Here is a 22,673-nt window from a genome sequence, read left to right on the forward strand (position 1 = left end):
AGATCACCTCGCCCGCTTACAGGCGCTCTTCCAGCCAGGAGTGAACGGATTGCAGCGCCGCCGGCACCGCCTCAGGCTGTGTACCACCCGCCTGTGCCATGTCGGGACGACCACCACCCTTGCCACCCACCTGCTGGGCCACCAGATTGACCAGCTCACCAGCTTTGACCTTGCCGGTCAGGTCATTGGTCACGCCCGCGATCAGGTTGACCTTGCCATCACTGCTGGTTGCCAGCAGCACGACACCGGATTTCATCTGGTTCTTCAGCTCGTCCAGCATGCCGCGCAGGGATTTGGGGTCGACCCCTTCCAGGGCGGCAACCAGCACCTTCTGGCCATTGATGTCGATGACCTGGCTCAGCAGGTCGTTACCCGCCTGCGCCGCCAACTTGGCCTTGAGCTGTTCCAGCTCGCGCTCCATCATCTTGGCCTTGTCCAGTACCTGGCGAACCTTGTCGGCGATGGAGAACTGATCGCCCTTCACCAGCGCGGCGGCCTCTTCGATCTGTTCACCCAGCTGGTGCATCAGATCGATGGCGCTCTTGCCGGTGACCGCTTCGATACGGCGCACGCCAGCCGCGATGCCGCTCTCGGCGATGATCTTGAAAAAGCCGATATCACCGGTGCGCTTGGCGTGAGTACCGCCACACAGCTCGGTGGAGTAGTCGCCCATGCGTACCACGCGCACATCGTCTTCATATTTCTCGCCAAACAGCGCCATGGCACCGGCTGACTTGGCCTCTTCCAGCCCCATCAGCTGGGTGGCCACCTCGTGGTTGGCACGGATCTGGGCGTTGACGAGCTCCTCGATCCGGCGAATGGTCGCCATGGTCAGCCCTTCGAAGTGGGAGAAGTCGAAGCGCATGCGCTCGGCGCCCACCAGGGATCCTTTCTGGGTCACGTGCTCACCCAGCGCCTGGCGCAAGGCCGCGTGCAATAGGTGAGTCACGGAGTGGTTAAGGGCGATGGCCTGACGACGGTCGCCATCGACCACGGCCTCGACCTCGGCTCCCTTCTCCAGGGTACCCAGTTCCAGATAGCCCTTGTGGATGATCGCCTTGCCCGCTTTCTGGGTGTCGGTGACGGCGAAGATGCCGTCATCCACCTTGAGGATGCCACTGTCACCCACCTGACCGCCGGACTCCGCATAGAAGGGGGTCTCCGCCAGCACGATCACGGCCTCTTCACCGGCGATGAGGCCATTGACCTCGACACCATCCTTGTAGATACCGACCACCTGGGTGTTCTGGCTCAGTTGCTTGTAACCGGTAAAGGGGGTCTCGAAATCGAGCTTCAGCACGTCGTTGTAGTTCACGCCGAAACTGGAAGCCTCTTTCGCACGGGCGCGCTGCTTCTCCATCTCGGCCTTGAAGCCCTCTTCGTCGATGCCGATCTCGCGCTCGCGCACCACGTCGGCGGTCAGGTCGGCCGGGAAGCCGTAAGTGTCATAGAGCTTGAACACCACTTCCCCCGGGATCACCTTGGCATCACCGAGGTTGGCCAGGGCGTCTTCCAGCAGCAGCAGACCTCTGTCCAGGGTGCGAACGAACTGCTCCTCCTCGATGCGCAGCACACGTTCGACCAGCGGCAGCTGGGCGATCAGTTCCGCCGCCACATCCTTCATCTGTACGGCCAGCTCGGCAGCCAGCTTGTAGAAGAAGACGTCGGTAGCACCCAGCTTGCGGCCGTGACGCACGGCGCGGCGGATGATGCGGCGCAGCACGTAGCCGCGACCTTCATTGGAGGGCATGACTCCATCAGCCACCAGGAAGGCGCAGGAACGGATGTGGTCCGCGATGACGCGCAGGGACTGGTTGCTCAGATCCGTGGTGCCGACAATCTCGGCCGCCTTCTTGATCAACGCCTGGAAGATGTCGATCTCATAGTTGGAGTGCACCCCCTGCATGATGGCGGAGATACGCTCCAGACCCATGCCGGTATCCACGGACGGACGGGGCAGCGGCTCCATGGTGCCGTCAGCCTGACGGTTGAACTGCATGAAGACCACGTTCCAGATCTCGATGAAGCGGTCGCCATCCTCTTCCGGTGAACCGGGAGGGCCACCCCAGATGTGATCGCCGTGGTCGTAGAAGATCTCGGTGCAGGGACCGCATGGGCCGGTATCGCCCATGGCCCAGAAGTTGTCGGATGCATAAGGAGCACCCTTGTTGTCACCGATGCGCACGATGCGATCGGCCGGCACGCCGACCTCTTTTTCCCAGATGTCGAAGGCTTCGTCATCAGTCGCGTAGACGGTCACCAGCAGGCGCTCTTTGGGCAGCTTGAGGGTACCGGTCAGGAATTCCCATGCAAACCGGATGGCGTCCTGTTTGAAGTAGTCACCGAAGCTGAAGTTGCCCAGCATCTCGAAGAAGGTATGGTGACGGGCGGTATAGCCGACGTTTTCCAGGTCATTGTGCTTGCCGCCAGCCCGCACGCAACGCTGGGCCGTGGTGGCACGGTGATAGGCACGCTTGTCGGCGCCAAGGAACACGTCCTTGAACTGGTTCATCCCTGCGTTGGTGAACAGCAGGGTCGGATCGTTGTGCGGTACCAGCGAGCTGGAAGAGACAACCTGGTGTCCCTGGGTGCGGAAATACTCGAGAAACGCAGCGCGAATCTCTGACGTGGACATGTACATGGAAAATCCTGCTTGATTCGAATACGGACTTTTAACCGCATTAATGTAAGTTTTCTGCAGGGTAAAGTAAAACGTGGGGACCCTTGGCGGGTGAAATAGCCCCCAAGGGGCCAGCGTTTGGCAGCAGCACCCGCAAGCACGTCGCAACAGGGGGGCTTCGGGATGCCTCGCTCGACCACAGGGCCACCATTGACAGACCCGGCGAAGGGCTGATATTCCCCACCAGCCGCACCGCACACCAAGGGAAATCCTGCCCATAGGTCCAACCTCGGCGCGCCACTATTGCTCACCTTGCATGGCTGAGAGGGCGTAACGGGCTTGCTCCTGGGTAAAACCACGCCCCATCAGATATTTGAGCCACTTCATGCGCAGTTTGAAGTCGGCAAAGTCGGTCGCCTTTGCCCGACGCGACAACAACGCAAGCGCCAGTTCGAACCAGTCGAGCTCGGGTTGATCCAGGGCCGCCTCGATCTGGGTGTCATCCAGCCCCTTGCGACGCAGGTCGAAGCGGATCCTGAGCGGACCATGGCCTTTGGCCGCACCGGCCCGCACCGCCATGGCACCGTAACGATCGTTATTGACCCAGCCATAGCCACGGCAATGGTCGAGTACAACGGCGACCACCTCCTCCTCGAATCCCTTCTGACGCAGGCGTCTGGCCAGCTCGGACTCCGCACTTTCGCGGCGGGCAAGACTACGCATGGCAAAGGCGCGGGCGGCGACGACCAGCTCTTCAAAGGTCAATTCGACGGGCTCGCCCGGCTCGTTCACTGATTCATCCACCATAAACAACAAGGCCGGGTATCAACCCGGCCTTTCCTCATTCCTTATTCGAACTCTTGTTCGTTTTCGGCTTCAAACTCGGCGTATTCGGCAGCCGTGGCCTTCTCCTCCACCGGCGCGGCGCCGGAGAGCAGCAGCTCGCGCAGCTTCACTTCCACCTCGGCAGCCAGTGCCTTGTTTTCGGAGAAGAGCTTCATCACGTTGGCTTTGCCCTGGCCGATCTTCTCGCCGTTGTAGCTGTACCAGGCCCCCGCCTTGTCGATCAGCTTGTGCTTGACGCCGAGATCCACCAGCTCGCCCTCCTTGGAGATACCGGCACCATAGAAGATCTGGAATTCAGCCTGCTTGAAAGGTGGCGCCACCTTGTTCTTGACGACCTTGACGCGGGTCTCGTTACCGACCACTTCATCACCTTCCTTGATGGCCCCGGTACGACGGATGTCCAGGCGCACAGAGGCGTAGAACTTCAGAGCGTTACCACCGGTAGTGGTCTCCGGGCTGCCGAACATGACACCGATCTTCATCCGGATCTGGTTGATGAAGATGCACAGGCAGTTGGCGTTCTTGATGTTGGCGGTCAATTTACGCAGCGCCTGGGACATCAGTCGGGCCTGCAGGCCGACGTGGGAGTCACCCATCTCCCCTTCGATTTCCGCTTTCGGAGTCAGGGCCGCCACGGAGTCAACGATGATGACGTCGACGGCATTGGAGCGCACCAGCATGTCGCAAATCTCCAGTGCCTGTTCACCGGTATCCGGCTGGGAGATGAGCAGGTCGTCGACGTTGACGCCCAGCTTGGCGGCATAGATAGGATCCAGTGCGTGCTCCGCATCGACGAAGGCACAGGTCTTGCCCTTCTTCTGGGCTTCTGCGATCACCTGCAGGGTCAGCGTGGTTTTACCGGACGATTCCGGACCGTAGATCTCGACGATACGACCGCACGGCAGACCACCGATCCCCAGCGCCACGTCCAGAGAGAGAGAGCCGGTGGAGATGGCTTCGATATCCATGGTCTTGCTGTCGCCCAGACGCATGATGGAGCCTTTGCCAAACTGCTTTTCGATCTGGCCCAGCGCAGCCGCCAGTGCCTTCTGTTTGTTCTGATCCATGCCAATCTCCGCTGGGAATCGTGAGTAAGAAGTGAAGTTGGGCTAAGTATACTGTTTATGCATACAGTATCAAGCCCAATTTATTTGAGCAGTGCCAGGAGCCCGGACAAGGCCTGTCTGACCGCCTGCTGGCGCACCTGATGGCGATCCCCATCGAAACGGGCGAGCAGGGAGTGGTGACGACCGGTACGATCTGCCCAGGCAAACCAGACAGTGCCGACCGGTTTCTCCTCGCTGCCACCACCAGGCCCGGCGATACCGCTGATGGCCACGCAGATACCCGCATCGGAGCGAGCCAGGCAGCCCCGGGTCATCTCCAGCACCACGGGTTCGCTGACGGCACCGTGGCGCAACAGGCTGTCGATGCTGACGCCGAGCATCTGCTGTTTGGCTTCGTTGGTGTAGGTCACGAAACCGCGATCGAACCAGGCCGAGCTGCCGGCAGTATCCGTGATGGCAGTGGCAACCCCGCCGCCGGTGCAGGATTCCGCCGTTGCGGCAAGCCAGCCTCTGGCCAGCAGTGCTTCGCCCAGTTCCCGGGATAAGCGGGAGATCTCTACCTCAAGTCCCATCATCGCGTCCTCTTCCGGCCTCTTCCAGGCGAAATATGGCGCTCATTATGCAGTTGCCCCGCTCCTCGGGCAACCGACCCCGGGGCCACTGCGTCAGCAAGTTGTCGTCGCTTAAGCTCCAGTACATGGCTGCTCATTATCATGTTCCAACACCGCCATGCATGCGGTTTCCATCCCATCAGACCAAGGAGAAAGCCGGATGAAGCATTCGTTCAACGTCGCCATGACAGCCCTCGCAATGTGTATCGCCACCCATGCCTTTGCCACCGAGGGCACCGCCGAGCTGCAGAGCGAGACCACCCTGGCCCAGGAGCTGAACCTCTCCAGCGCCCAGGTGGAGCAGATCAAGGGGCTGCGCGAGCAGGCCACCAGGGAGCTGGGCTCAATCAAGCTCGACGCAATCGGCCAGGACGTCATCGTCAACATGATCAAGTCCGGCAAATGGGATGAAGTGGCGGCGAGAAAGCAGTTGCAGACCATCAGCGACGTACAGGCCGATGCCCGCTACCATCGCGCCCACTACCTCTTCGAGGTGAGCCGGGTGCTGACGCCCGAGCAGAAAGCCAAACTGCACGAGATGCTGAGCGGCGGCGAAGCCATGTACTGAGGGCGACACTCTCCCCGTCTCTCCCATCCCCGCATCCGTGCGGGGATGCTATTTCTCCTCCCCCATGCCTCTTTTCGGCCAGGCTCCCCCCAGACCACTCTGGTCAGCATCATCCGGATGCACAGATCCGCGACGGGATGCCGGCTTTGCCCCCAAGACGGAGATTCCTCCTCACCATCTTGCCTCGAGCATGTAGAATGGCCCCCAGATTCAGACCCATGACGGCAGACGTTTGCCCGCAAGAGCACCTTCTGGAATAGCACATGACAGCACAATACCAAGCGCCAGGCGCCAGGCGCCAGGCGCCAACTTGAGCGCCCACACCCCCATGATGCAAGGGTGTTTACATGTTGATTTTAATGCGTTTTTTTGAAATTTATTTACCTAACTACGCTTTAACCTACGCTATAAACACCCTTCATGATTGAGCCTCTTTTACCAATCCTGCACCCACATCTCCAATGAAGGGCATTGTCCAAACATAACAACCTGTATGCTGCTTAACAGCACACACAAATAAAAACACGACTACATCCTATTCAATAAACTTTCAAACCTACATCACCTCCATGAGTTAGCAGGCTGATGTCTGCATTTCACAATTCCTGGAGGAGATATGGCTCACCTGATTGACACCATGGCCTACACGGGCCAAGCCCCTTGGCATGGCCTTGGCAATATTTTGCCCCCGCAACAATCTCTCGATATCTGGCTACAGGCAGCCGGGATGGATTGGACCATCGAGCAGAGCGACGTAATGTTTAACGTCGCCTCCGATGCACTGCATATCCGCCCCTACAGCGACAGCAAGGTGCTGTATCGCTCCGATACCCTCGCCCCCCTATCGGTGGTCTCAAGTCGCTACAACGTGGTACAGCCTCACGAGGTGCTGCATTTCTATCAAGACCTGGTGGAAGCCGGAGGCTTTGAGCTGGAGACCGCAGGCTCGCTCAAAGGCGGCCGCAAGCTGTGGGCACTCGCTAAGACCGGCCAGGATCTAAAACTCAAAGGCAATGACTTGGTAAAGTCCTATCTGCTGCTGGCGACCAGCTGCGACGGCACGCTCTGCACCACGGCGCAGTTCACCTCGCTGCGGGTAGTCTGCAACAACACCCTACAGATGGCACTGCGCGGTGCTACCGGTGCCATCAAGGTGCCCCACTCTACTCAGTTCGATGCCGCTGCCGTCAAAGAGTCGCTCGGGCTGGGGCTCTCTCATTGGGATGAATTTAAGGCGCAGACCAAGGCGCTGGCACAGCGGCCCGTCGCCCCCGAAGAGGCGCTGCGCTTTTTCAGCGACCTGTTGGCGCAACCGCTGGATGAGGAGAACATCATCCTCACCAAGCCGGTACAACGGCTGCATGAGCTCTATCAGGGCGCAGGCATGGGCTCAGAACTTGTCAGCTCCCGCAATACCGCCTGGGGGCTGGTTAATGCTGTCACGGAATATGTCGATCACCACCGCCGTGCTCGCAGTCAGGACCATCGACTCGATTCCGCCTGGTTCGGTCAGGGAGCCCAACTCAAATCCCAAGCCCTGAACCAAGCCCTTACCCTGCTGCAGTAATTCCTCTTCCCTATCCAAACCGCATAACGACCTCACCCGGACTGGCGCAAGCCAATCCGGGCGTAGTCATTTATGCCGTCAACAAGGAGTCGTCATGAAAGCAAAAGCCAAATATGGCCAAGCCCTGCGGCTGGCCTCCACTACCCAATTAACCCGCGAGCAGTGGCTTACTATCCGCAAACTCGGCATCGGCTCCTCCGATGCCGCCGTGGCAGTGGGGCTATCCCCCTACAAATGTCCGCTCAGCCTTTGGCTGGAGAAGACCGGTCGCAAGAAGCCGGAAGATACCTCCCACAAGGAAGCGGTGCTGTGGGGCATCGAGCTCGAACCGGTGCTGGCGCAGGTCTATACCAAACGCACCGGCAATAAGGTGCGCCGGGTCAATGCGGTACTGCAACACCCCGAGCAACCCTTCATGCTCGCCAACCTCGATCGGGAGGTGGTCGGCCATCCCGATGGGCCGGGCATTCTGGAGATCAAGACCGCCAGCTATCACAGCGCCCCCCAGTGGGAGGAAGGAGTACCGGTGGTCTACCAGTGTCAGGTACTGCATCAGCTGGCTGTTACCGGCCATGCCTGGGCGGAGGTGGCAGTGCTGATCGGCGGCCAGGACTTTCGGATTTACCGCATCGAGCGCGATGAGGAGAAGATCCTGGATCTCACCGAACGGGAAGCGCAGTTCTGGCAGATGGTGCAACAAGACCAGCAGCCTGAACCTGACGGCTCCAGTGATGCTGCCAATGCTCTGAGCTGGCTCTTCCCCCGTGACGATGGCCAGACGGTGGATCTCTCCGATTCTCCCGAGTTCAACCAGCTGTTTGGCGAACTATTGCGCTTGCGTCAGCAAAAAGAAGCGGTCGAGCTACAGGAGTCGCAGCTCAAGCAGCGGTTGCAAGCGACCTTGGGTGAAGCCACTGCCGGGCTGTTTGCCGATGGCAAGATCACCTGGAAGCGCAGTAAAGACCGGCTGGCACCGGATCTGGATAAGCTAGGTCAGGATCATCCCGACTTGCTTACCCGTTACGTCAAACCGGTGCCCGGCGTGCGCCGTTTCACCATTCAACCCTTGAGGCAAACACCATGATCAAAGGACTGGCGATCACCCCGCCCGTGATTGGGCGGATCTGCATCGGCAAGCTGGTGCAAAAGCAGGATAAGTGGGTACCGGAGAAGGACGACAGCTTCACCCTCACCACCCAAGTACAACAGAAGGGGGGATGGTTGCTCCATCCCCTGCATCAACACTACTCATCGCAGAAAAGTGGCCAGGGACAGGAGCAGATCAAGATCCGCGCCATTCCGGTGCGGGTGCTGTTCAACGATAGCGACTTGAATCTACGGGCGGAATACAGCGCGTTTGACCGGCAAACCGGCAGGCCGCTGTGTGTCGGGAATGGGGAGGTGGCGAGACGTGTGGGGGCGCAAGGCATGGAGGAAGTCAGCTGCCCTGGACCAGAGCGCTGCGCCTTTGCAGGGCAACAGGGCTGCAAGCTGTACGGACGACTGAACCTGTTTGTGGAGGGGCAAGGGGATGAGCTGGGTAGCTTTATCTTCCGCACCACCGGCTACAACTCGGTGCGCACTCTGGCGGCTCGACTGAAGTACCTGGAGGCTTTGAGCGGGGGCCATACCCGCTATCTGCCGCTCACCCTGCGGTTGCGGGCCAAGAGCACCACCCAGTCCTACCGCACACCGGTCTACTACGTGGATCTAACCTTGCGGGAAGAGACCACCCTGACCGAGGCAGTCAGGCAGGCGCAGGAGGCTGCCCAGCGTGACCAAGAGGCAGGCTTGGCCATCGACCAGATGGAGCAGGCTGCTCGCGAGTTGCTGCGTAACGGCCAGTTTGAAGATATCGATGAGGAGGTGCCGATGCTGTTGGAGGAGTTCTATCCCGAAACCAACAGCGACGAGACGGCGAATGGTAACACTGGTGTGGAGGCGACTACTTCGCATGCCGCACCGCAAAGCCAAGCAACCGGAACACCGCAGAGGCCACAACCAAGAAGGAGTCCGCTCACCAACAAATTGGGGAAAGAGAACCCATCCCCTCCCCAGTGAATGGTGGATGATCAGCGGGGACGCGCCAACCGCTCCACCAACCGTTCTACCGTTTCCAGCAACAGAGTTCGGTCAGCATCATCGAGCCGGGCCAGTTGCTGGCTCAGCACAATGCCCTGCTCGGTCGGGCGGTTACTGGTCTCGCGCAGGAAATCCGCCAGCTCACAGCCGAAAAGTTGAGCGAGCTCCGCCAGCCGCACCACGGTCGGCACCACGATCCCCCGCTCCATTCGTGAGACGGCTTCCATCCCGATACTGAGGTGTTCAGCCACCTGCTCTTGCGTGAATCCGGCTTGAGTGCGCTTGTGGCTAATCGCCTTGCCAACGCTCTTGGCTAACAGCTCAAGGTTGATATCTGTCATGGGTCCTCCAGTCAACCTCTATGGTTGACCATGGACCCATTGACGATAAGGACTCAAAAGGTAGACTAAAGACTTAATGAGTCCACAAACGGCAATTGATGCTGATTTGACACAGATGCGAGGCCCTCAACCAATAAACCATCGTGACCAACTCGCAACAGCTGGGCTCCATAAGACGCTTTTACTACACGACCAAGGACACAAAACATGGAAAGACTGACTTATGAAGATCTGGGTACTGACAAGCTGACCTCACTGATCCGTGCTCGAAAATCTTTCGAAGTCGTGGGGCTATCGGGGCGAATGAGCGCCGCTGTTACAAAACTTGAAAACAGCATCGAACCTGCCGGGCTGAAATGCCGGGTGTATACCAAGGGCCGGATCGCCGCAGCAGGGGCCAGCGTTTTTGGCGGTATTACCGGTCTAGCCGGGATCGCATCTGCCGTCACCATCGCGGCACATAATCTCGCCACTTACAATCCAGACTATGAAATCGTTAAGCACTTGGTGGATAACTCACTCAGCGTGCTTTACAAAAAATAACCACGTTAATGGCTCATCTAAATCCTTGAGCCTTTAGGAGTCACAGGGATGAACAAACTCATCATTACCTCAACAGCACTGATGCTGTGCGGCAACGCCTTTGCGTATGGCGAGGCTGGACGCTGGAGCAGTGGCTGGGGTCAGGGCACCAGCGAATACACGGCGGTGGTTAACCAGCAAAACAACCTCTATATCGCCTGTAATGACACCCGCAAAGTCAGCATGACGGCCACTGTGCAGGGCAAGGAGTACGGCTCTTATGCTGGGCAGGCTTTCTCCATCATCGTTGATGGCAGCCAATACAATGCGCCCTATGAGACCGAATCCCGTGTCGGTGAGAACAACTTCTTCGACATGTGGGGCAAGTTGCGCAAGGCCAAGTCGATCCGCATTTTAACGGCGGACGGCAAGCAGCTGGCACTGCCGACCCAAGAAGTAGCCGCTGTACTGCCCGCCACTAATACCCCCGAGTTTGACTGCTTGATGTGGGACCAATAGCTCACATCCATTCCCATCCAAGAGGAGGCATTTGCCTCCTCTTTTTATTTCTGCAATTCACCCACCCGTGAAGGAGACGCACGATGCCCCCCTGCATTCCCCCTGAATGCGAGCCGTTCGACCACACAGGCTTTTGGCACAAACTCTGGGCCTTTGCCAAACGTGCCGGTCGGCCCTTTATCGAGACCTGCTTGTTGCTCTACTACACCAGCCAGAAGGATGACCTGCCGCTGTGGGCCAAGCTGCTGATCTACAGTGCGCTGGCCTACTTTATCTCCCCCCTTGATGCCATCCCGGATGTGTTGCCGATGGGGCTCACCGATGACATCGCGGTACTCAGTGCGGCGCTCGCCAGCATTGTCGCCTTTATTGATGAACAGATCCGTGCCCGTGTGGCCAGAAAAATGCGCGAGCTGTTCGGCCAAGATTAACCCCCACAAGGAGTACACCATGACCATTCCCTTTTTCCGGGACGGCTTTGCCCTGCCCGTTGACCAAGCATTGCTGGTTCTGCTCAACCAGGAAATCGCTAAAACAGAGCTCAATCTTGAGCGCTTAACCCAACTGACCTTCAACTTTCGTAACCCCGGCTACAGCGCCGAACAAGGCGGCGTGCACCCAGTAGAGATCCGCCTGATCCGTGGGCTCGATGGCTGGCTGTTCGATTACGTCGCTGACTTCAGTTATCAGGGAGTGGGTCAGGATGCCGAACTCTGCAAAGAGCTCGATTTCAACTGCCTCGATGGGGAACACACCATGTTGGGCTGGGGACCACTGCGACTGGCCGAAGCGCGGGAGCTGTTCGATATCTGGCAGAGCAACTTCATTGCCTACTGCCGGTTGGAGTGTTTCAGCGTCACGGTCGCAGGAGATTAGGAGGACACGATGAGCCAAGAATTAGCGCTCTCCCACTACACACGCCAGTGGCTGGGACGAGTCGCCACCAGCGCCAAGCTAACCCCCACTCGCAGTGGTCAACGTTGGCTGCTGCACCTGACCCCGGATAGTCCACACATCCGCACAGTCACCCTGCAGGTCCGTTGGTCTGGCGTGCAGTGGCAACTGCTCTCCCTGACCAATGCCGAGGACTGGCACACCATGAGCCAGCCGGTCGATGAGATCTGCATTGACCCCAAGCGAAGTTGTTTCTGGCATTGCCAAGCAGGGCCGGTGCCGCTCAGCGAGCAGCCCCGCGTGCTGGCCAACTTTCTGAGCGACCTGCAGCACATCTGCATCCATCGCGGCTATGCCGTGGAGAGTGAGCCCATCCCTGACAAGGAGACCGAAGATGATTAACGCCGTGATCGCCATCGAGCTGGAGGCTTATCTTGAGCACGATGGTCAGATTGAAGTGGTGCATGACCGAGGCTCACAGGTGAACGGTTACGCCCTCTACCTGCGCTATGAAAACGAATGGGGCGATGCATTGGCGCAATGACTGTGTGACCACCCGGATCACCGCTGGCTAACCCAGCTAGGCACCCTGCTGGCGACCAGTTACCACGTCCCGCTACACGACTACACACCGCACACCTTGGCGGCCTGAACACCGCCAACCAAGCCTGCGGTCCCCCCCCATCCAATAACCTATTAACCAACTACCTCGCCTACCCTGCCGCGTCCAATGCGGTGGGGCGATGGCGTATGGAACACAATCATGTTGCACCACAAACTGATCGCAGGGGAGCTCCCCGGCACCTACCAGGTGACTGATCTTGTCACCGACGATGATCTGCTCACCATCGCCCAAGCTGTTGCCCGGCAGAAACTGGCCAAGGGAGAAGCTATTACCGATAAACACTTAGCCCATCAGGCCCTGCAAGGGCTGCTGCAAACACGGGATCGCGAAGTTTTTGCGGCACTGTTCCTTGATAACCAACACAGGATCCTGGCCTACGAGGAGCTGTTCCTTGGCACCCTGTCCGCTGCGACCGTTTACCCTCGCGATGTCGTCAAGCGGGCACTGCACCACAATGCTGCCGCCCTGATGCTGGTGCATAACCACCCATCGGGATACCCGGAACCCAGCCGGGCAGATATCGAGATCACCCTGCGCCTACAGGATGCCCTAGCACTGGTGGATATCCGGATTTTGGATCATCTGGTCGTCGGTACTGAGGGAGTGGTGTCGCTGGCAGAACGGGGACTGATATGAACCTTACACTTATCAGCCTAGATATACTCATCAAGCGACGCGGCTGGCTTGCAGATAACATCGAGATAGTTTGATACAAGTCACTGAATCAGAATTTTCTGATTCAGTGACTTTCTTTACAATCTCAAACTCGGCGCGGCCTTGAAAAAGAGCGTAGGCCTAGATGCGAAAGAGGACTAAACATGGCAGGTGAGTATGAAAAGGCAATTACCATTCAGGAAGCGATTGCGGCCATTAATGGTGGGGATTATCTGTTGCCTGCTATTCAGCGCAAGTTTGTCTGGAGCAGTCACCAGATCTGTGTGCTGTTCGATTCCATCATGCGGGGATATCCGATTAACTCCTTCATGATGTGGGAGGTGAACAGCGCTGAAATCAAGAACGACTACAAGTTTTATGAGTTCCTGAAGTGCTACTGCCAGCGCTTCAGTGAGGAGAATCCGCATAAGCCGACCACTGCCAGTTATAAAAACTTCAAGGCCATCATCGACGGCCAGCAGCGCCTTACCTCATTGTATATTGGCTTATGTGGCACTTATGCGTACAAGCAACCACGGGTGTGGTGGCCGACAACTCGGGATGACAAGCTGCTGCCGCCACGCAAGTTGTACCTCGACTTGGCACAGGCTGTCGACTCGCAAGACAACGAATCACTGATGCATTACAACTTTAAATTTCTGACCGACGCCCAGTACAAGAGCGCCTTGGCGACATCGGATAGTAAGCATCACTGGTTTTGCCTGCATGACATCCTCAAGATGCCGCAGGTTGATGGTGGCAATCATATCTGGAACAAGGTGACCAAGCCTTACCTGGAAGCCCATAACTTGCAGGCTAATGAGTTTGCTGCTGACACCTTGGGTCAGTTGTATGACGTCATCCGTTCGCAGCGTATTGTTCATTACTTCAATGAGAGCAGTCAGGAAATAGACCACGTGCTGGATGTGTTTATCCGCACCAACAGTGGTGGTACCAAGCTGGACTTTTCTGATCTGTTGATGTCGATTGCGGTAGCAAACTGGGATGGTGACTTCCGTCAGGATGTGGATGGGCTGATTCGTCAGATTCATCAAAGCGCCGATATTGGTTTCTACATGGATCGCGACTGGGTGCTCAAAGCCTGCCTGGTGCTTATCGGTGCGGACGTGCGGTTTAAAGTGAAAAATTTCAGTGCCGAGCAGGTTCGCCAGATCCAGGACGCATGGGCTGAAATACGTGACTGCATTCTGGAAACACTGCGGCTGATCCGCCGCATGGGCATTAACTCCCAATCGCTGACATCCAAAAATGCGGTGATCCCGATTTGTTACTACCTGTACAAAAAGCAGGTTGGCAATGGATCTCTCTTCAAGAGCATAAACAATCTTTCCAAGCATAATGAGCAGCGAGACCTGATAAGTCGCTGGTTTTATATGGCGCTGCTTAAAGGGGTATTTGGCGGGCAAGCAGATACCATCCTGAAATCGATGCGTGATGTGCTGGATCAGCATATGGACGAGCAGCACTTCCCATTGCAGCAGGTGGTGGAGAGATACACGGCAACCAACAAGGATTTGCGGTTTGATGATGAATACATGGAGAGCGTGCTGAATATTGAGCATGGCGAAGGGCGCTGCCGTGCACTGCTGCATTTGTTGTTCCCGGAAATGAATGCAACGGAAGTATTTCATATTGATCACTTGCACCCACGTAGTCACTTTGACAAGAAGCGTTTGGCTAAAGTGGATGCCCTTCTCAAGAATTCTGAGCGAATGGAGTTTTATGCAGATTCCAGCCATTGGAACACTATTGCCAATCTTCATCTGCTGAATGACTCCCAGAACCTGAGTAAGTCTGATCGGCCACTGAAGGAGTGGCTTGAGGACTCTTCTGTTCATCTGACAGCGGCAAACCTGCTGGTAGAGGGTGTCGATCTGGGCTTTGAGGATTTTCCGGAATTTTTTGCCGCGCGCAGAGCAGCGCTTAAAGAACGGCTGAAAAGTCGTGTGTATATTTCGCAGTCTATCCAGGCTGAACCGGAGCCTGAAGATCAGGATGAGGAAGTGGTTGAGGATGTTTTGGCATGATTAGGGGCTGTTGACCTTTCGAGCTGATTGTCGTCATTAACCCTACCGCTTCCCATGCAGTGGGGCGATGGCGTATGGAACACAATCATGTTGCACCACAAACTGATCGCCGGGGAGATCCCCGGCACCGATCTCGTCACTGAGCTGATTAACAAAGAGGACCTGTTGACCATCGCTAACCTGATTGCCCGTCAGATACTGGCCAAGGGCATCGCTATCACCGACAAATACTTGTTACAATGAGTACGATAAAAGAATGAGCAAGAGCTCTGTAGCCCCCCACAAATTATTAATTGTTTTTTTACTTAATTTAAAACAAGGTGAAACGAATGGAACTTACCAATAGAACAGAAACTTTAAATAAAAAATTCCAAATGATAGGTTTATCTGCTGATTGGGTCTTTCAGACTTGGTTGATAAGTGGAAATAAAAATGATGGCATAGTTATTTTTGAAAACGAAGATCGCTCATGCTACGAAGTGATTGAGTTTCATTGCAAAGATGAAGAACGAACCGAAAATCTTTTATTTTCAGGAGATTTTCGCGAAATCGAAAGTTATATTGTTAACATGTACAACACCCCATTTAAATAATGGCCAGATTAAATAATCACTGTAAATTAAATCAGTCATACTTAGAACCATCATTCTATACCTAATTACTATTTTTACCTGGTGGAGTATAGTGGTTTTGAACTGACGCCTAATGAGATTGCACAAACTGGGCTGAGCTCCCTTCCTCTTGTGGTCTACTATTCGGAACAGCTATTTAGGCCAAGCAGCCTAACTCTGCAAGGAGCTCGATTTCTACTTCCGTTATCTCCATCAACGCTAAGCTGAAAAATGCTCGTCGTCATTATGGCTGGTTATTACATCTAACGCTTCTGAATAATCTGGTTATTTGCATTTTAAGGGACCGCAGCCCCGACTACGTCCAGATGGGCGAGAGCCTGGCACGCATAAGTGTCATGAACAAGCTGGTAGGACTCGGTAATATCTGTTCACCAACAGACGAACGGAGCAATACTGATGCTCCAGGAACATATGTGATCAACAAGGCCCTAAATTGGCTCCTTGAAGCTCAAACCTGTTTAACCAGCTTGGTGTCGACCAATGATCTCAAGTGGCCGTGCAACTGCTTGGGAATGTGCCCACCCGAAATGAGTAGCCCTACCTCCATATTTTTTTCCATGGCATGTCCGGTGAGATTTGCACTAGTAATGAAGCACTCCCTATCGTCGGCTACAACCACTTTAGCGTGAACGCTCCCTCCGGAAAATGGGTCGCTCTTTTCATGCCAAGCATAGAGCCTGGCGGAAGGGACCAGTGCCATCATCTTGGCTATCGCATCGAATGTGATGCTACCACCTTGATCCTGGGATAATTCAAGCAGCATCGAGATGGCAACTCCACGCTCATTTGCCTCGTTCAGTGCCGTCACAATAGTCGACACGTCATAGGCAACAAAACTGGTGATAAATAGCGTTCGTTTTGCCGAGTTGATGACCTGTAGCAGTGCCTGCTCGGTGCGACGTGCCGAGACGAATGGGGTCGTTGGACCGGTCCACACTAGCTCAGTAGATTGCTCGGCTGTAGCTTTTGTGTAGACGTGGGCAGCAGTAAGGAGCATTGATGCCAGTTCGTCTGGGCTGACGGAGGTCTTTTGCCAAGCAAGCACAAGTTTCTCGACCACGATCGTCGCCGTTGGGGTGCCGACCGCACTGCATAGTGCGGTCATGCCTCTGTTGGTATCGGTTCGCCGAGTGCGCTCAGCAATGGTTCTTACCTTCTCAGGAGAGACTCGTGAGACCACGGCAGTAATAGCATCAAGTAGCTCATCCATGTCAAAGGTCTTTGAAAAATGCCGCGTCGGTACGTTCGAGTGTCGGTACGAGTAGCGATCGATCCAGATAGCGATTGCCTCGCTCACAAGAGGTTTCAGCGACCAAGCTGCACGCATGGCAGGCCGCACCGTGCAACGACCGATCTTTTTCAGGATCGTGTTCGGAGCATAGTGGGTCAGAGGAGCAGACTTTCGAGCGACTCAGAGCTTGTTCCAGTAAGCGACCAAGACTCTCCGGTTTCCCCAAATCGACGAGGCCACCTAACGTTCCGTCAGAATCTGCTGCTGCGGTATAGATGAGGATACCTGCTTGTGGACTATCGCCCGTTGTGTCGGCATAAATCCGCTCGCGGATGCTTGCAGCGTTGTAGCCGCATTCCAGCGCCAGTTCACGAATCAACAGATGCGAAAGTGTGTGGAGCATGGCATAGCGGATACCGGGGTAACCCACGTTCGGATCGAGATGACGTGAGTTGCGCCATCCGGTGTGTCCACCACGAAGCATCTGGTCTACCTGCTGGACGGCAACCAGTGACTCCCAAGCAACGAGGGCCTCTTCGTTGAACTGGAGGAAGATACCTTCGCCATGAACTTGATTGGCAGGTACCCAATCTGGTCGGCGCCGTGACAAGCTGGCCATTTGTGGACGTTCACTGGGATCGTCGGACTCTTCAGGAGCTTCAACTCGAGTGAATCCTAGCAACGCATTAACCTCTCGCAGTCGCTCCAGTAATAGAGCACGGTGGAGGTACGGCGCAAATCGTGCAGGAGTCCCGGCATTCTTACTCATGAAGTGTGGATAGTCCGTCGGCGGGCTGGCTTCTGTCAGGACATCCCACTCGGGGCCTTTGATGTCGGCCTCGCTGATAAATTCTTCACCCCCACCGGTTCGATGTGCATCAATAGCCGACCAGACTGCCTCTGGGGCATACTTCTCTATTCCCTGGGCCTCTCCCCTTTTCTTGAGTGTTTTGAGTATCCCCCTCAATTCGGAAAGATCCTCAACTTCGACGAAATCATCCCAGTAGTCGATGATGATCTGATGCAACGGCGAGACATTCGAAAGCGGGATCGCGAGTGCTGAGAGCGTGATTGGGAACCAACTATTCGTTGCACCTAGCAGCACTGCCCGTGGTTCTTCATCGCATTCGTTGTCGAAGTGATCCAGATGGGGATGACGCCCCCTGCATGCTGGAAGATTTTCTTTTCCAGCCTTGCCAAACGCATGTGCCATGCTTCTCGATGCTTCGCAGGTATCGCATTTCACCCACAGGTTCTCGGTTTGCAATGATGCTCCACTCTCAAAGAATCGCAGTGTTCCTTTGCACGAGTCGTGGCCACCATGGACGAAGTAGTGCCAAGGAAAGTCATCGAGGTGACCATCGCGGCAAGCTAGTAGGAAACGTGCCGGGACGGCATCAGCATCCTTGGCGGGTTGATCTCCTTTCGAGCCTCGGCAGCCTTTGTGAACGAAGCGCGTTCGTTCAGGTCTGAATCGATTTTCCTTGATCTCGAAGAGCCCGGCATCAAAAGGTGAAAGTAGTCCGCACTTAACGCAACGTAACCATCGTGGGAAAGGGCGAACGGGTACCCCGATATTTGCCTCGGCAGACCAAACATCGGTAACCTCGCTTTTCTGGAACGGCGGCATTCGCAAGTTTTCGACTTGCTCTCCTAATACCTTCCGAACGGCAGCAAGCAGTCGAGCCTCTTGGATTGGCTGACAACGGTTCTTCTCCCAACGGTCAATTCCTAACGTCACGACAGAAAGGTTGGGAAGGTCGATCAGTGCTCCTGGCCCATAGGTCCAGAGCAATTGGCTGGGACGCACTTCACCGACTGGCGTTATACCGTTGATGATCATATTCAATTTTCCTCCTTCTCTTGAGGACGAACTCTCCATTCGCGATCGTCTGTGATGTGGCTAGTGTTCATGATCAGACGCACACCTGGTTCGACCTCTCGCATCGACATCGGAACCGTCCAGTTATCCCAGGCTTGAACTCCTGGGGACTTGATCAATGCCACTGTCTTGTCTTTTTCGGAGCCACTCTTCTCATACGCCAATATCCGTCCGCCCTTACTGGCTTCTTTTGCCCATTCGTCGGCTCGCTCTTTCAGTTCATTTTCAGCCAACAGCTTACGTTCGTTATCTTCTGCAACATTGCCTGCACGCATCGCCAATACCTTGATGGCATCGGTGATCTCGGCCTGATCGGACATATTCAATTGGCCAGCCCCCTCGTTAGAGCTGAAATCATCGTTCTCTAAACGAATGAGACTCAACAAAGAGCCAGTCAAGCCTCGGTCCATCGCACGCGGTGAAAACGGTGTGACAGATTGCGCTTCGACATGCTTGTAGAAGGTGGCATGGTAGTGTTCGAACGTCTCGTAATGCGACAGGTCACGTGGTCGGGCCCACGTAAGCACAGTGCAGACCAAGCCGGGGAAGGAACGCCCGACACGACTGGTGGCCTGAATATATTCGGCGGTCCCTTTGGGTTGTCCATTCACAGCCATCAAGCCGAGTCGGTTCACATCAACCCCCACGGAGAGCATGTTAGTCGCCAGCACTACGTCGATGGCTCTAGTGTCACCCTCCTGCCACTTGGTCACAAATTTGCCTGTAGTGGCGTCTAATTCCGACTTGAACTTGATTTCCAGGTTATCGAGATATTTGGGGATGTCTTGGCTAGAAACTCGTGATGTCAACTCCCGAATGTTATTGACGCTCCGTTGTGCCAATGCAGGTCGTTCTACCATGCTCATCTGTACGCGGTAGGAACGTGTCTGTACGTCGTCCTCTGCCAGTCGCTTCATCCCACCTAACTCACGTAGGGAGTTGAAGTAGCCGACCATGGTCATATAAGGGTCAGCTGGTTCGCCGAAGTGATCGAACAGCTCTTGTGCAGCTGTCAGGAAGGCGGTGTATACACGGATCAGCATTGCAGGACGTGAACTGCCGGGCGAGCACACGCCAAGGTAACGTCGTCCCGGCTTCTCTTTGATTGGACGTTGTACCGAGAAGAAGTTGTCCTCCACGTCTAGTCCATGGGGTGGGAACACCGAAACTTGGCGCATGAAGACGTTGTTCACTTGCTCCTTGGCTTTGCGCACCGTCGCCGTCGAAGCAATGACTTTCGGCTTGACCGTTTTGCCATTGAGCATCCAGCCACACAACTCATCGACAGCCGTCTCATACAGGCCCACCATGGTACCGAGCGGCCCACTGATCAGGTGAAACTCATCCTGGATGATTAGATCAGGTGGGCGAATGGGGCTGATTTTTTTTACTCTTGCGACAGGTAACCCTTTCGCTGCACGGTGGCCGGTGTTGCACTCGCAGCCTGGCCAAAGCAGTCCATGGCGCTCACATTCTTGCCCCACGCGACCAAACAGCGTACGCACCTGACCACGCCAAGCCATCATGGCAAACTTATCCACGGTGGCGATCATCATCGTGGGGGGCCTGTGATATATCTCTTCATCCACAACCAAAACCGGAATCCCTGGATGTGGCTGTTTGCTGGATTTACCTTTGGAAAAATCGCATCGGCCTTTCTTGTCGCCGCAATAGACAAAAGTACGGCCAGAGCCTTTGTCAACCTCAATGTCGCGTCCGGGAGCCACCTCAGATCCGCACCATGGACAACTGGTGAGCTGCGCGGGTGATGCCGCTCCGGCATTGTATTTACCGGGATTACGCATATCCTCAATGGCGCGATGGCTGTTCTCAGTCGTGCCTGGTGTCACCTTATTACCGACCCAGAGGCCGATAGTGAAGGGTTCTGTCCCGAGGGATTCATCGCCTTTATCTAAGGCCTCGCGCCGCAACACCTCCATCGCACAGATCAATGCTGTTGCACGCTGAAACTGCTGTAACGTCAGCAGACGCAGGGTGTAGCGCATGATCACGGCCAAACCGCGCGAGCTGTCGTACCCACCCAGATTACCCTGCATGCGCCGTATGGCCATGGTGAAGGCAGCAACGCCCAAATAGGCTTCGGTCTTGCCGCCGCCAGTGGGGAACCACAGCAAGTCAGCGTAAGCACTGACTGGTTGTACTCGGTCTGGATGGCTTGGGTCTGCCAACGACGGAATGGATAGCAGCAGGAATGCCAGCTGAAAAGGACGCCAACTGCGATTTTTCACCGCATCGAATTTATCGACTGTGGCATCCTCTCCTCGACGATTTGCGAGTGCATATAGGCTGCGCACACGTTGCGTAGCCATCGCCCGGTTGGCGAAACGAAAGGCAGCCAGCGCGTTGTCATCATGCTTGAGAGTGTCGATACCTTGCTGCAGGCGGGTATGGATTTCCCGACAACGATCCATGGCTGCTTGGGCTTGAGCATCGAAGCCCTTGACCTGGGTGCCCACACTGGCGCGCTGCTCACCGATCCATGCGGCATAGTCCTTGGTCAGCATATTCAAGGCATCAACGAGCGGGTCTATCTCCAACGTCGCCAGTCGCTGCATGTCGAGCAGGCCGCTACTGACCATATCGCGCATCGCCGGTCGGTCAGATGGATCAAGACCAGGAGTCTCCGTCACCTGCACTTCGTATTGTGGCATCACTGTGGTACGTACCTCGGTGGCCAACGTCACGTCCTCTTCGGTCTTGGCATGGACGGCAACCCCATGACCGACGGCAAACTCCACCCGGTTACGGTAGATCATCTCTAGCGCTTCGCGCTCAGGGTCCATACCGTCTGCGTCCAGCACTGGCCTGCGCCGGAAGATGGCGCGATTTGCTGCATCCTTTTCAGAACGAACGATCAGCTCGGGCTGGAATACCCACGCCGTATCGCGGTTGGCGTCCGGCTCTTCCTGTGCATTCACCAGGAACAGTGTGACCAACCGATCGCCATTGGCATTCTTGGCGCGAATGGAACCTTGCACCCTAACTTCCGGAGCGGCACTATCAGGAGCCTGAGGCGGGATCACCCCTTCTGTCAGCGACAGTAAAATCTTTCCTCCGCACGGGATGCGTTGCCACACCTTGGCCTTGGTTCGCTCTTCGGCCCCCGTCTCCTTGTTTTTCCGGGTCCGGTAAATTTCGTGCTCATCGCTGCGCTCGTAACGACCCCAACGCGCTTCGATCTCGATCCGATCGACATCACCATCCACGCAGAAGGTCATACCAAGGCTGCTGGGTACCAATGATTGGTTACTGGCTGCATCGATCTCTTCCGGCTCATCGGACTCTCCACTACCAGATACAGTAGGAGAATCCACTTTTGCTGGTCGCGCCTTGACGATCAGGTCCGGTGCGTCGTCCTCTGCATTCTCAGCATCGACAGGAAACTCCTGCCCACGTTCAGCCGCCTCGCGTGGAGCAAGCTTACCGACCAAGTAACGGTCGCGAACCCCCATATCGACAATGAGTTCATCTGGCCCCCCCGCCGGACCAAGCAGGTCGTCCATCACTGCCAGTTGCAGCAATTCGCGAATGTAGGCCTGGTCTTCGATTCTTGGGATTTCAGCGATGCTTTTGTGCAGCACACTGGGAAGCATGGCAATGAAATCTGTCCATTGAATACGCCCCGAGCTTCCTGTCGCAGGTAATCTGAGTGAAGTCATACCAATTGAAACCGGCGGCTCAACCTGCAACATGCGGTCGAAAAATAGCGTGGTGGTTTCCAAATCGGAACGAATTCGCAGAATCCTGCCAACCCGCGTTATATGGCCTGTGGTATCCAGGATCAGCACCCAATCGTCATCGGCGATGGCTTGATTGAGCGAACGCCCGCCTTTTAGTTGCAGCGTGTAGGGAGCAAGTGTGGGATCTTTGACTCGGTCGCGGTCAATGGCGAACCATGCATTGAGCGATAATCTTTGTTTGCTGTTCTCTGTCATACGTGTTC

At 55.9% G+C, this 22,673-nt stretch carries 22 protein-coding genes; 14 read left to right on the forward strand and 8 right to left on the reverse strand.

Features of this window, described 5'->3' with window-relative positions; genetic code table 11:
• Nucleotides 1–16 precede the first annotated feature (16 nt).
• The 4 genes from alaS to pncC form a co-directional block, all read right to left on the reverse strand.
• Entirely contained in the window at nucleotides 17–2,641 is a 2,625-nt protein-coding gene (gene alaS, locus AB7E19_RS15615; protein ID WP_041212325.1) for an alanine--tRNA ligase, read from the reverse strand.
• Nucleotides 2,642–2,920: 279 nt separating this feature from the next.
• Nucleotides 2,921–3,427: a regulatory protein RecX gene (locus AB7E19_RS15620; RefSeq protein ID WP_069652250.1), complete on the reverse strand. Its 507-nt coding sequence runs from the start codon at nucleotides 3,425–3,427 to the stop codon at nucleotides 2,921–2,923.
• 41 nt (nucleotides 3,428–3,468) lie between these two features.
• Nucleotides 3,469–4,533, reverse strand: a complete 1,065-nt coding sequence (gene recA / locus AB7E19_RS15625) for a recombinase RecA (RefSeq protein ID WP_043154135.1) — start codon at nucleotides 4,531–4,533, stop codon at nucleotides 3,469–3,471.
• A gap of 80 nt (nucleotides 4,534–4,613) precedes the next feature.
• Nucleotides 4,614–5,105, reverse strand: a complete 492-nt coding sequence (pncC, locus tag AB7E19_RS15630; protein ID WP_319900608.1) for a nicotinamide-nucleotide amidase — start codon at nucleotides 5,103–5,105, stop codon at nucleotides 4,614–4,616.
• Nucleotides 5,106–5,304: 199 nt separating this feature from the next.
• Between pncC and AB7E19_RS15635 the strand changes: the two genes are divergently transcribed.
• From AB7E19_RS15635 to AB7E19_RS15650, 4 genes are all read left to right on the forward strand, one after another.
• Complete coding sequence (locus AB7E19_RS15635; RefSeq protein WP_322130911.1) at nucleotides 5,305–5,712, forward strand: Spy/CpxP family protein refolding chaperone; 408 nt, start codon at nucleotides 5,305–5,307, stop codon at nucleotides 5,710–5,712.
• A 616-nt stretch (nucleotides 5,713–6,328) separates the two neighbouring features.
• Nucleotides 6,329–7,279 carry a DUF932 domain-containing protein gene (locus AB7E19_RS15640; RefSeq protein WP_025201155.1) on the forward strand — a complete coding sequence of 317 codons (951 nt, stop codon included), beginning with the start codon at nucleotides 6,329–6,331 and terminating at the stop codon, nucleotides 7,277–7,279.
• A gap of 94 nt (nucleotides 7,280–7,373) precedes the next feature.
• The gene (locus AB7E19_RS15645) at nucleotides 7,374–8,363 is read left to right on the forward strand and encodes a YqaJ viral recombinase family protein (protein ID WP_427935862.1); all 990 of its coding nucleotides are present in this window, start codon (nucleotides 7,374–7,376) and stop codon (nucleotides 8,361–8,363) included.
• Complete coding sequence (locus AB7E19_RS15650; RefSeq protein WP_025202116.1) at nucleotides 8,360–9,340, forward strand: hypothetical protein; 981 nt, start codon at nucleotides 8,360–8,362, stop codon at nucleotides 9,338–9,340. The genes AB7E19_RS15645 and AB7E19_RS15650 overlap by 4 nt, the downstream gene beginning before the upstream one ends.
• 11 nt (nucleotides 9,341–9,351) lie before the next feature.
• Here AB7E19_RS15650 and AB7E19_RS15655 read toward each other — a convergent pair whose 3' ends face one another.
• Nucleotides 9,352–9,702, reverse strand: a complete 351-nt coding sequence (locus AB7E19_RS15655) for a helix-turn-helix domain-containing protein (RefSeq protein ID WP_025202117.1) — start codon at nucleotides 9,700–9,702, stop codon at nucleotides 9,352–9,354.
• A 207-nt stretch (nucleotides 9,703–9,909) separates the two neighbouring features.
• On the opposite strand from AB7E19_RS15655, the gene AB7E19_RS15660 reads away from it, so the two are divergent.
• The 10 genes from AB7E19_RS15660 to AB7E19_RS15705 all read left to right on the forward strand — a co-directional run bounded on the left by AB7E19_RS15660 (nucleotide 9,910) and on the right by AB7E19_RS15705 (nucleotide 15,557).
• Nucleotides 9,910–10,245: a hypothetical protein gene (locus tag AB7E19_RS15660; RefSeq protein ID WP_025202118.1), complete on the forward strand. Its 336-nt coding sequence runs from the start codon at nucleotides 9,910–9,912 to the stop codon at nucleotides 10,243–10,245.
• 48 nt (nucleotides 10,246–10,293) lie between these two features.
• Complete coding sequence (locus AB7E19_RS15665; RefSeq protein ID WP_025202119.1) at nucleotides 10,294–10,743, forward strand: hypothetical protein; 450 nt, start codon at nucleotides 10,294–10,296, stop codon at nucleotides 10,741–10,743.
• An 83-nt stretch (nucleotides 10,744–10,826) separates the two neighbouring features.
• Nucleotides 10,827–11,174 carry a YkvA family protein gene (locus AB7E19_RS15670; protein ID WP_408771334.1) on the forward strand — a complete coding sequence of 116 codons (348 nt, stop codon included), beginning with the start codon at nucleotides 10,827–10,829 and terminating at the stop codon, nucleotides 11,172–11,174.
• Between the two features lie 19 nt (nucleotides 11,175–11,193).
• Nucleotides 11,194–11,619, forward strand: a complete 426-nt coding sequence (locus AB7E19_RS15675) for a DUF2787 domain-containing protein (protein ID WP_427935865.1) — start codon at nucleotides 11,194–11,196, stop codon at nucleotides 11,617–11,619.
• A 9-nt stretch (nucleotides 11,620–11,628) separates the two neighbouring features.
• Nucleotides 11,629–12,039: a hypothetical protein gene (locus AB7E19_RS15680; RefSeq protein WP_427935867.1), complete on the forward strand. Its 411-nt coding sequence runs from the start codon at nucleotides 11,629–11,631 to the stop codon at nucleotides 12,037–12,039.
• Complete coding sequence (locus AB7E19_RS15685; RefSeq protein WP_408771330.1) at nucleotides 12,032–12,181, forward strand: hypothetical protein; 150 nt, start codon at nucleotides 12,032–12,034, stop codon at nucleotides 12,179–12,181. Before AB7E19_RS15680 ends, AB7E19_RS15685 begins: the two co-directional genes overlap by 8 nt.
• A 219-nt stretch (nucleotides 12,182–12,400) precedes the next feature.
• Nucleotides 12,401–12,898, forward strand: coding sequence for a RadC family protein (gene radC / locus AB7E19_RS15690; protein ID WP_025202123.1), 498 nt, complete (start codon nucleotides 12,401–12,403; stop codon nucleotides 12,896–12,898).
• Nucleotides 12,899–13,080: 182 nt separating this feature from the next.
• Entirely contained in the window at nucleotides 13,081–14,964 is a 1,884-nt protein-coding gene (locus AB7E19_RS15695) for a DUF262 domain-containing protein (RefSeq protein ID WP_102948465.1), read from the forward strand.
• Between the two features lie 87 nt (nucleotides 14,965–15,051).
• On the forward strand, nucleotides 15,052–15,207 hold the full coding sequence (locus AB7E19_RS15700) for a hypothetical protein (protein ID WP_427935870.1): 156 nt from the start codon (nucleotides 15,052–15,054) through the stop codon (nucleotides 15,205–15,207).
• A gap of 86 nt (nucleotides 15,208–15,293) precedes the next feature.
• The gene (locus AB7E19_RS15705; protein WP_127904513.1) at nucleotides 15,294–15,557 is read left to right on the forward strand and encodes a hypothetical protein; all 264 of its coding nucleotides are present in this window, start codon (nucleotides 15,294–15,296) and stop codon (nucleotides 15,555–15,557) included.
• Between the two features lie 487 nt (nucleotides 15,558–16,044).
• Here AB7E19_RS15705 and drmC read toward each other — a convergent pair whose 3' ends face one another.
• From drmC to drmA, 3 genes are read right to left on the reverse strand one after another with little or no spacing between them, the layout of a single operon-like run.
• The gene (gene drmC / locus AB7E19_RS15710; RefSeq protein WP_025202126.1) at nucleotides 16,045–16,806 is read right to left on the reverse strand and encodes a DISARM system phospholipase D-like protein DrmC; all 762 of its coding nucleotides are present in this window, start codon (nucleotides 16,804–16,806) and stop codon (nucleotides 16,045–16,047) included.
• 1 nt (nucleotide 16,807) lies between these two features.
• Nucleotides 16,808–18,670, reverse strand: coding sequence for a DrmB family protein (gene drmB / locus AB7E19_RS15715; RefSeq protein ID WP_427935873.1), 1,863 nt, complete (start codon nucleotides 18,668–18,670; stop codon nucleotides 16,808–16,810).
• 2 nt (nucleotides 18,671–18,672) lie between these two features.
• Entirely contained in the window at nucleotides 18,673–22,665 is a 3,993-nt protein-coding gene (drmA, locus tag AB7E19_RS15720; RefSeq protein WP_427935875.1) for a DISARM system helicase DrmA, read from the reverse strand.
• Nucleotides 22,666–22,673: the final 8 nt, after the last annotated feature.

Origin of the sequence: Aeromonas sp., assembly GCF_050252055.1 — a bacterium.
Classification (GTDB): Bacteria; Pseudomonadota; Gammaproteobacteria; order Enterobacterales; family Aeromonadaceae; genus Aeromonas; species Aeromonas caviae.

Bases quoted from the DNA above. Each gene is read 5' to 3' on its own strand.
- AB7E19_RS15700 (WP_427935870.1), top strand. From the start codon at position 15,052: ATGTTGCACCACAAACTGATCGCCGGGGAGATCCCCGGCACCGATCTC.
- drmB (WP_427935873.1), bottom strand. From the start codon at position 18,670: ATGATCATCAACGGTATAACGCCAGTCGGTGAAGTGCGTCCCAGCCAA.
- AB7E19_RS15655 (WP_025202117.1), bottom strand. From the start codon at position 9,702: ATGACAGATATCAACCTTGAGCTGTTAGCCAAGAGCGTTGGCAAGGCG.
- AB7E19_RS15635 (WP_322130911.1), top strand. From the start codon at position 5,305: ATGAAGCATTCGTTCAACGTCGCCATGACAGCCCTCGCAATGTGTATC.
- radC (WP_025202123.1), top strand. From the start codon at position 12,401: ATGTTGCACCACAAACTGATCGCAGGGGAGCTCCCCGGCACCTACCAG.
- recA (WP_043154135.1), bottom strand. From the start codon at position 4,533: ATGGATCAGAACAAACAGAAGGCACTGGCGGCTGCGCTGGGCCAGATC.
- alaS (WP_041212325.1), bottom strand. From the start codon at position 2,641: ATGTACATGTCCACGTCAGAGATTCGCGCTGCGTTTCTCGAGTATTTC.
- AB7E19_RS15685 (WP_408771330.1), top strand. From the start codon at position 12,032: ATGATTAACGCCGTGATCGCCATCGAGCTGGAGGCTTATCTTGAGCAC.
- AB7E19_RS15620 (WP_069652250.1), bottom strand. From the start codon at position 3,427: ATGGTGGATGAATCAGTGAACGAGCCGGGCGAGCCCGTCGAATTGACC.
- AB7E19_RS15670 (WP_408771334.1), top strand. From the start codon at position 10,827: ATGCCCCCCTGCATTCCCCCTGAATGCGAGCCGTTCGACCACACAGGC.
- AB7E19_RS15675 (WP_427935865.1), top strand. From the start codon at position 11,194: ATGACCATTCCCTTTTTCCGGGACGGCTTTGCCCTGCCCGTTGACCAA.
- AB7E19_RS15705 (WP_127904513.1), top strand. From the start codon at position 15,294: ATGGAACTTACCAATAGAACAGAAACTTTAAATAAAAAATTCCAAATG.
- AB7E19_RS15650 (WP_025202116.1), top strand. From the start codon at position 8,360: ATGATCAAAGGACTGGCGATCACCCCGCCCGTGATTGGGCGGATCTGC.
- drmA (WP_427935875.1), bottom strand. From the start codon at position 22,665: ATGACAGAGAACAGCAAACAAAGATTATCGCTCAATGCATGGTTCGCC.
- pncC (WP_319900608.1), bottom strand. From the start codon at position 5,105: ATGGGACTTGAGGTAGAGATCTCCCGCTTATCCCGGGAACTGGGCGAA.
- AB7E19_RS15695 (WP_102948465.1), top strand. From the start codon at position 13,081: ATGGCAGGTGAGTATGAAAAGGCAATTACCATTCAGGAAGCGATTGCG.
- AB7E19_RS15660 (WP_025202118.1), top strand. From the start codon at position 9,910: ATGGAAAGACTGACTTATGAAGATCTGGGTACTGACAAGCTGACCTCA.
- AB7E19_RS15680 (WP_427935867.1), top strand. From the start codon at position 11,629: ATGAGCCAAGAATTAGCGCTCTCCCACTACACACGCCAGTGGCTGGGA.
- AB7E19_RS15645 (WP_427935862.1), top strand. From the start codon at position 7,374: ATGAAAGCAAAAGCCAAATATGGCCAAGCCCTGCGGCTGGCCTCCACT.
- AB7E19_RS15640 (WP_025201155.1), top strand. From the start codon at position 6,329: ATGGCTCACCTGATTGACACCATGGCCTACACGGGCCAAGCCCCTTGG.
- drmC (WP_025202126.1), bottom strand. From the start codon at position 16,806: ATGGATGAGCTACTTGATGCTATTACTGCCGTGGTCTCACGAGTCTCT.
- AB7E19_RS15665 (WP_025202119.1), top strand. From the start codon at position 10,294: ATGAACAAACTCATCATTACCTCAACAGCACTGATGCTGTGCGGCAAC.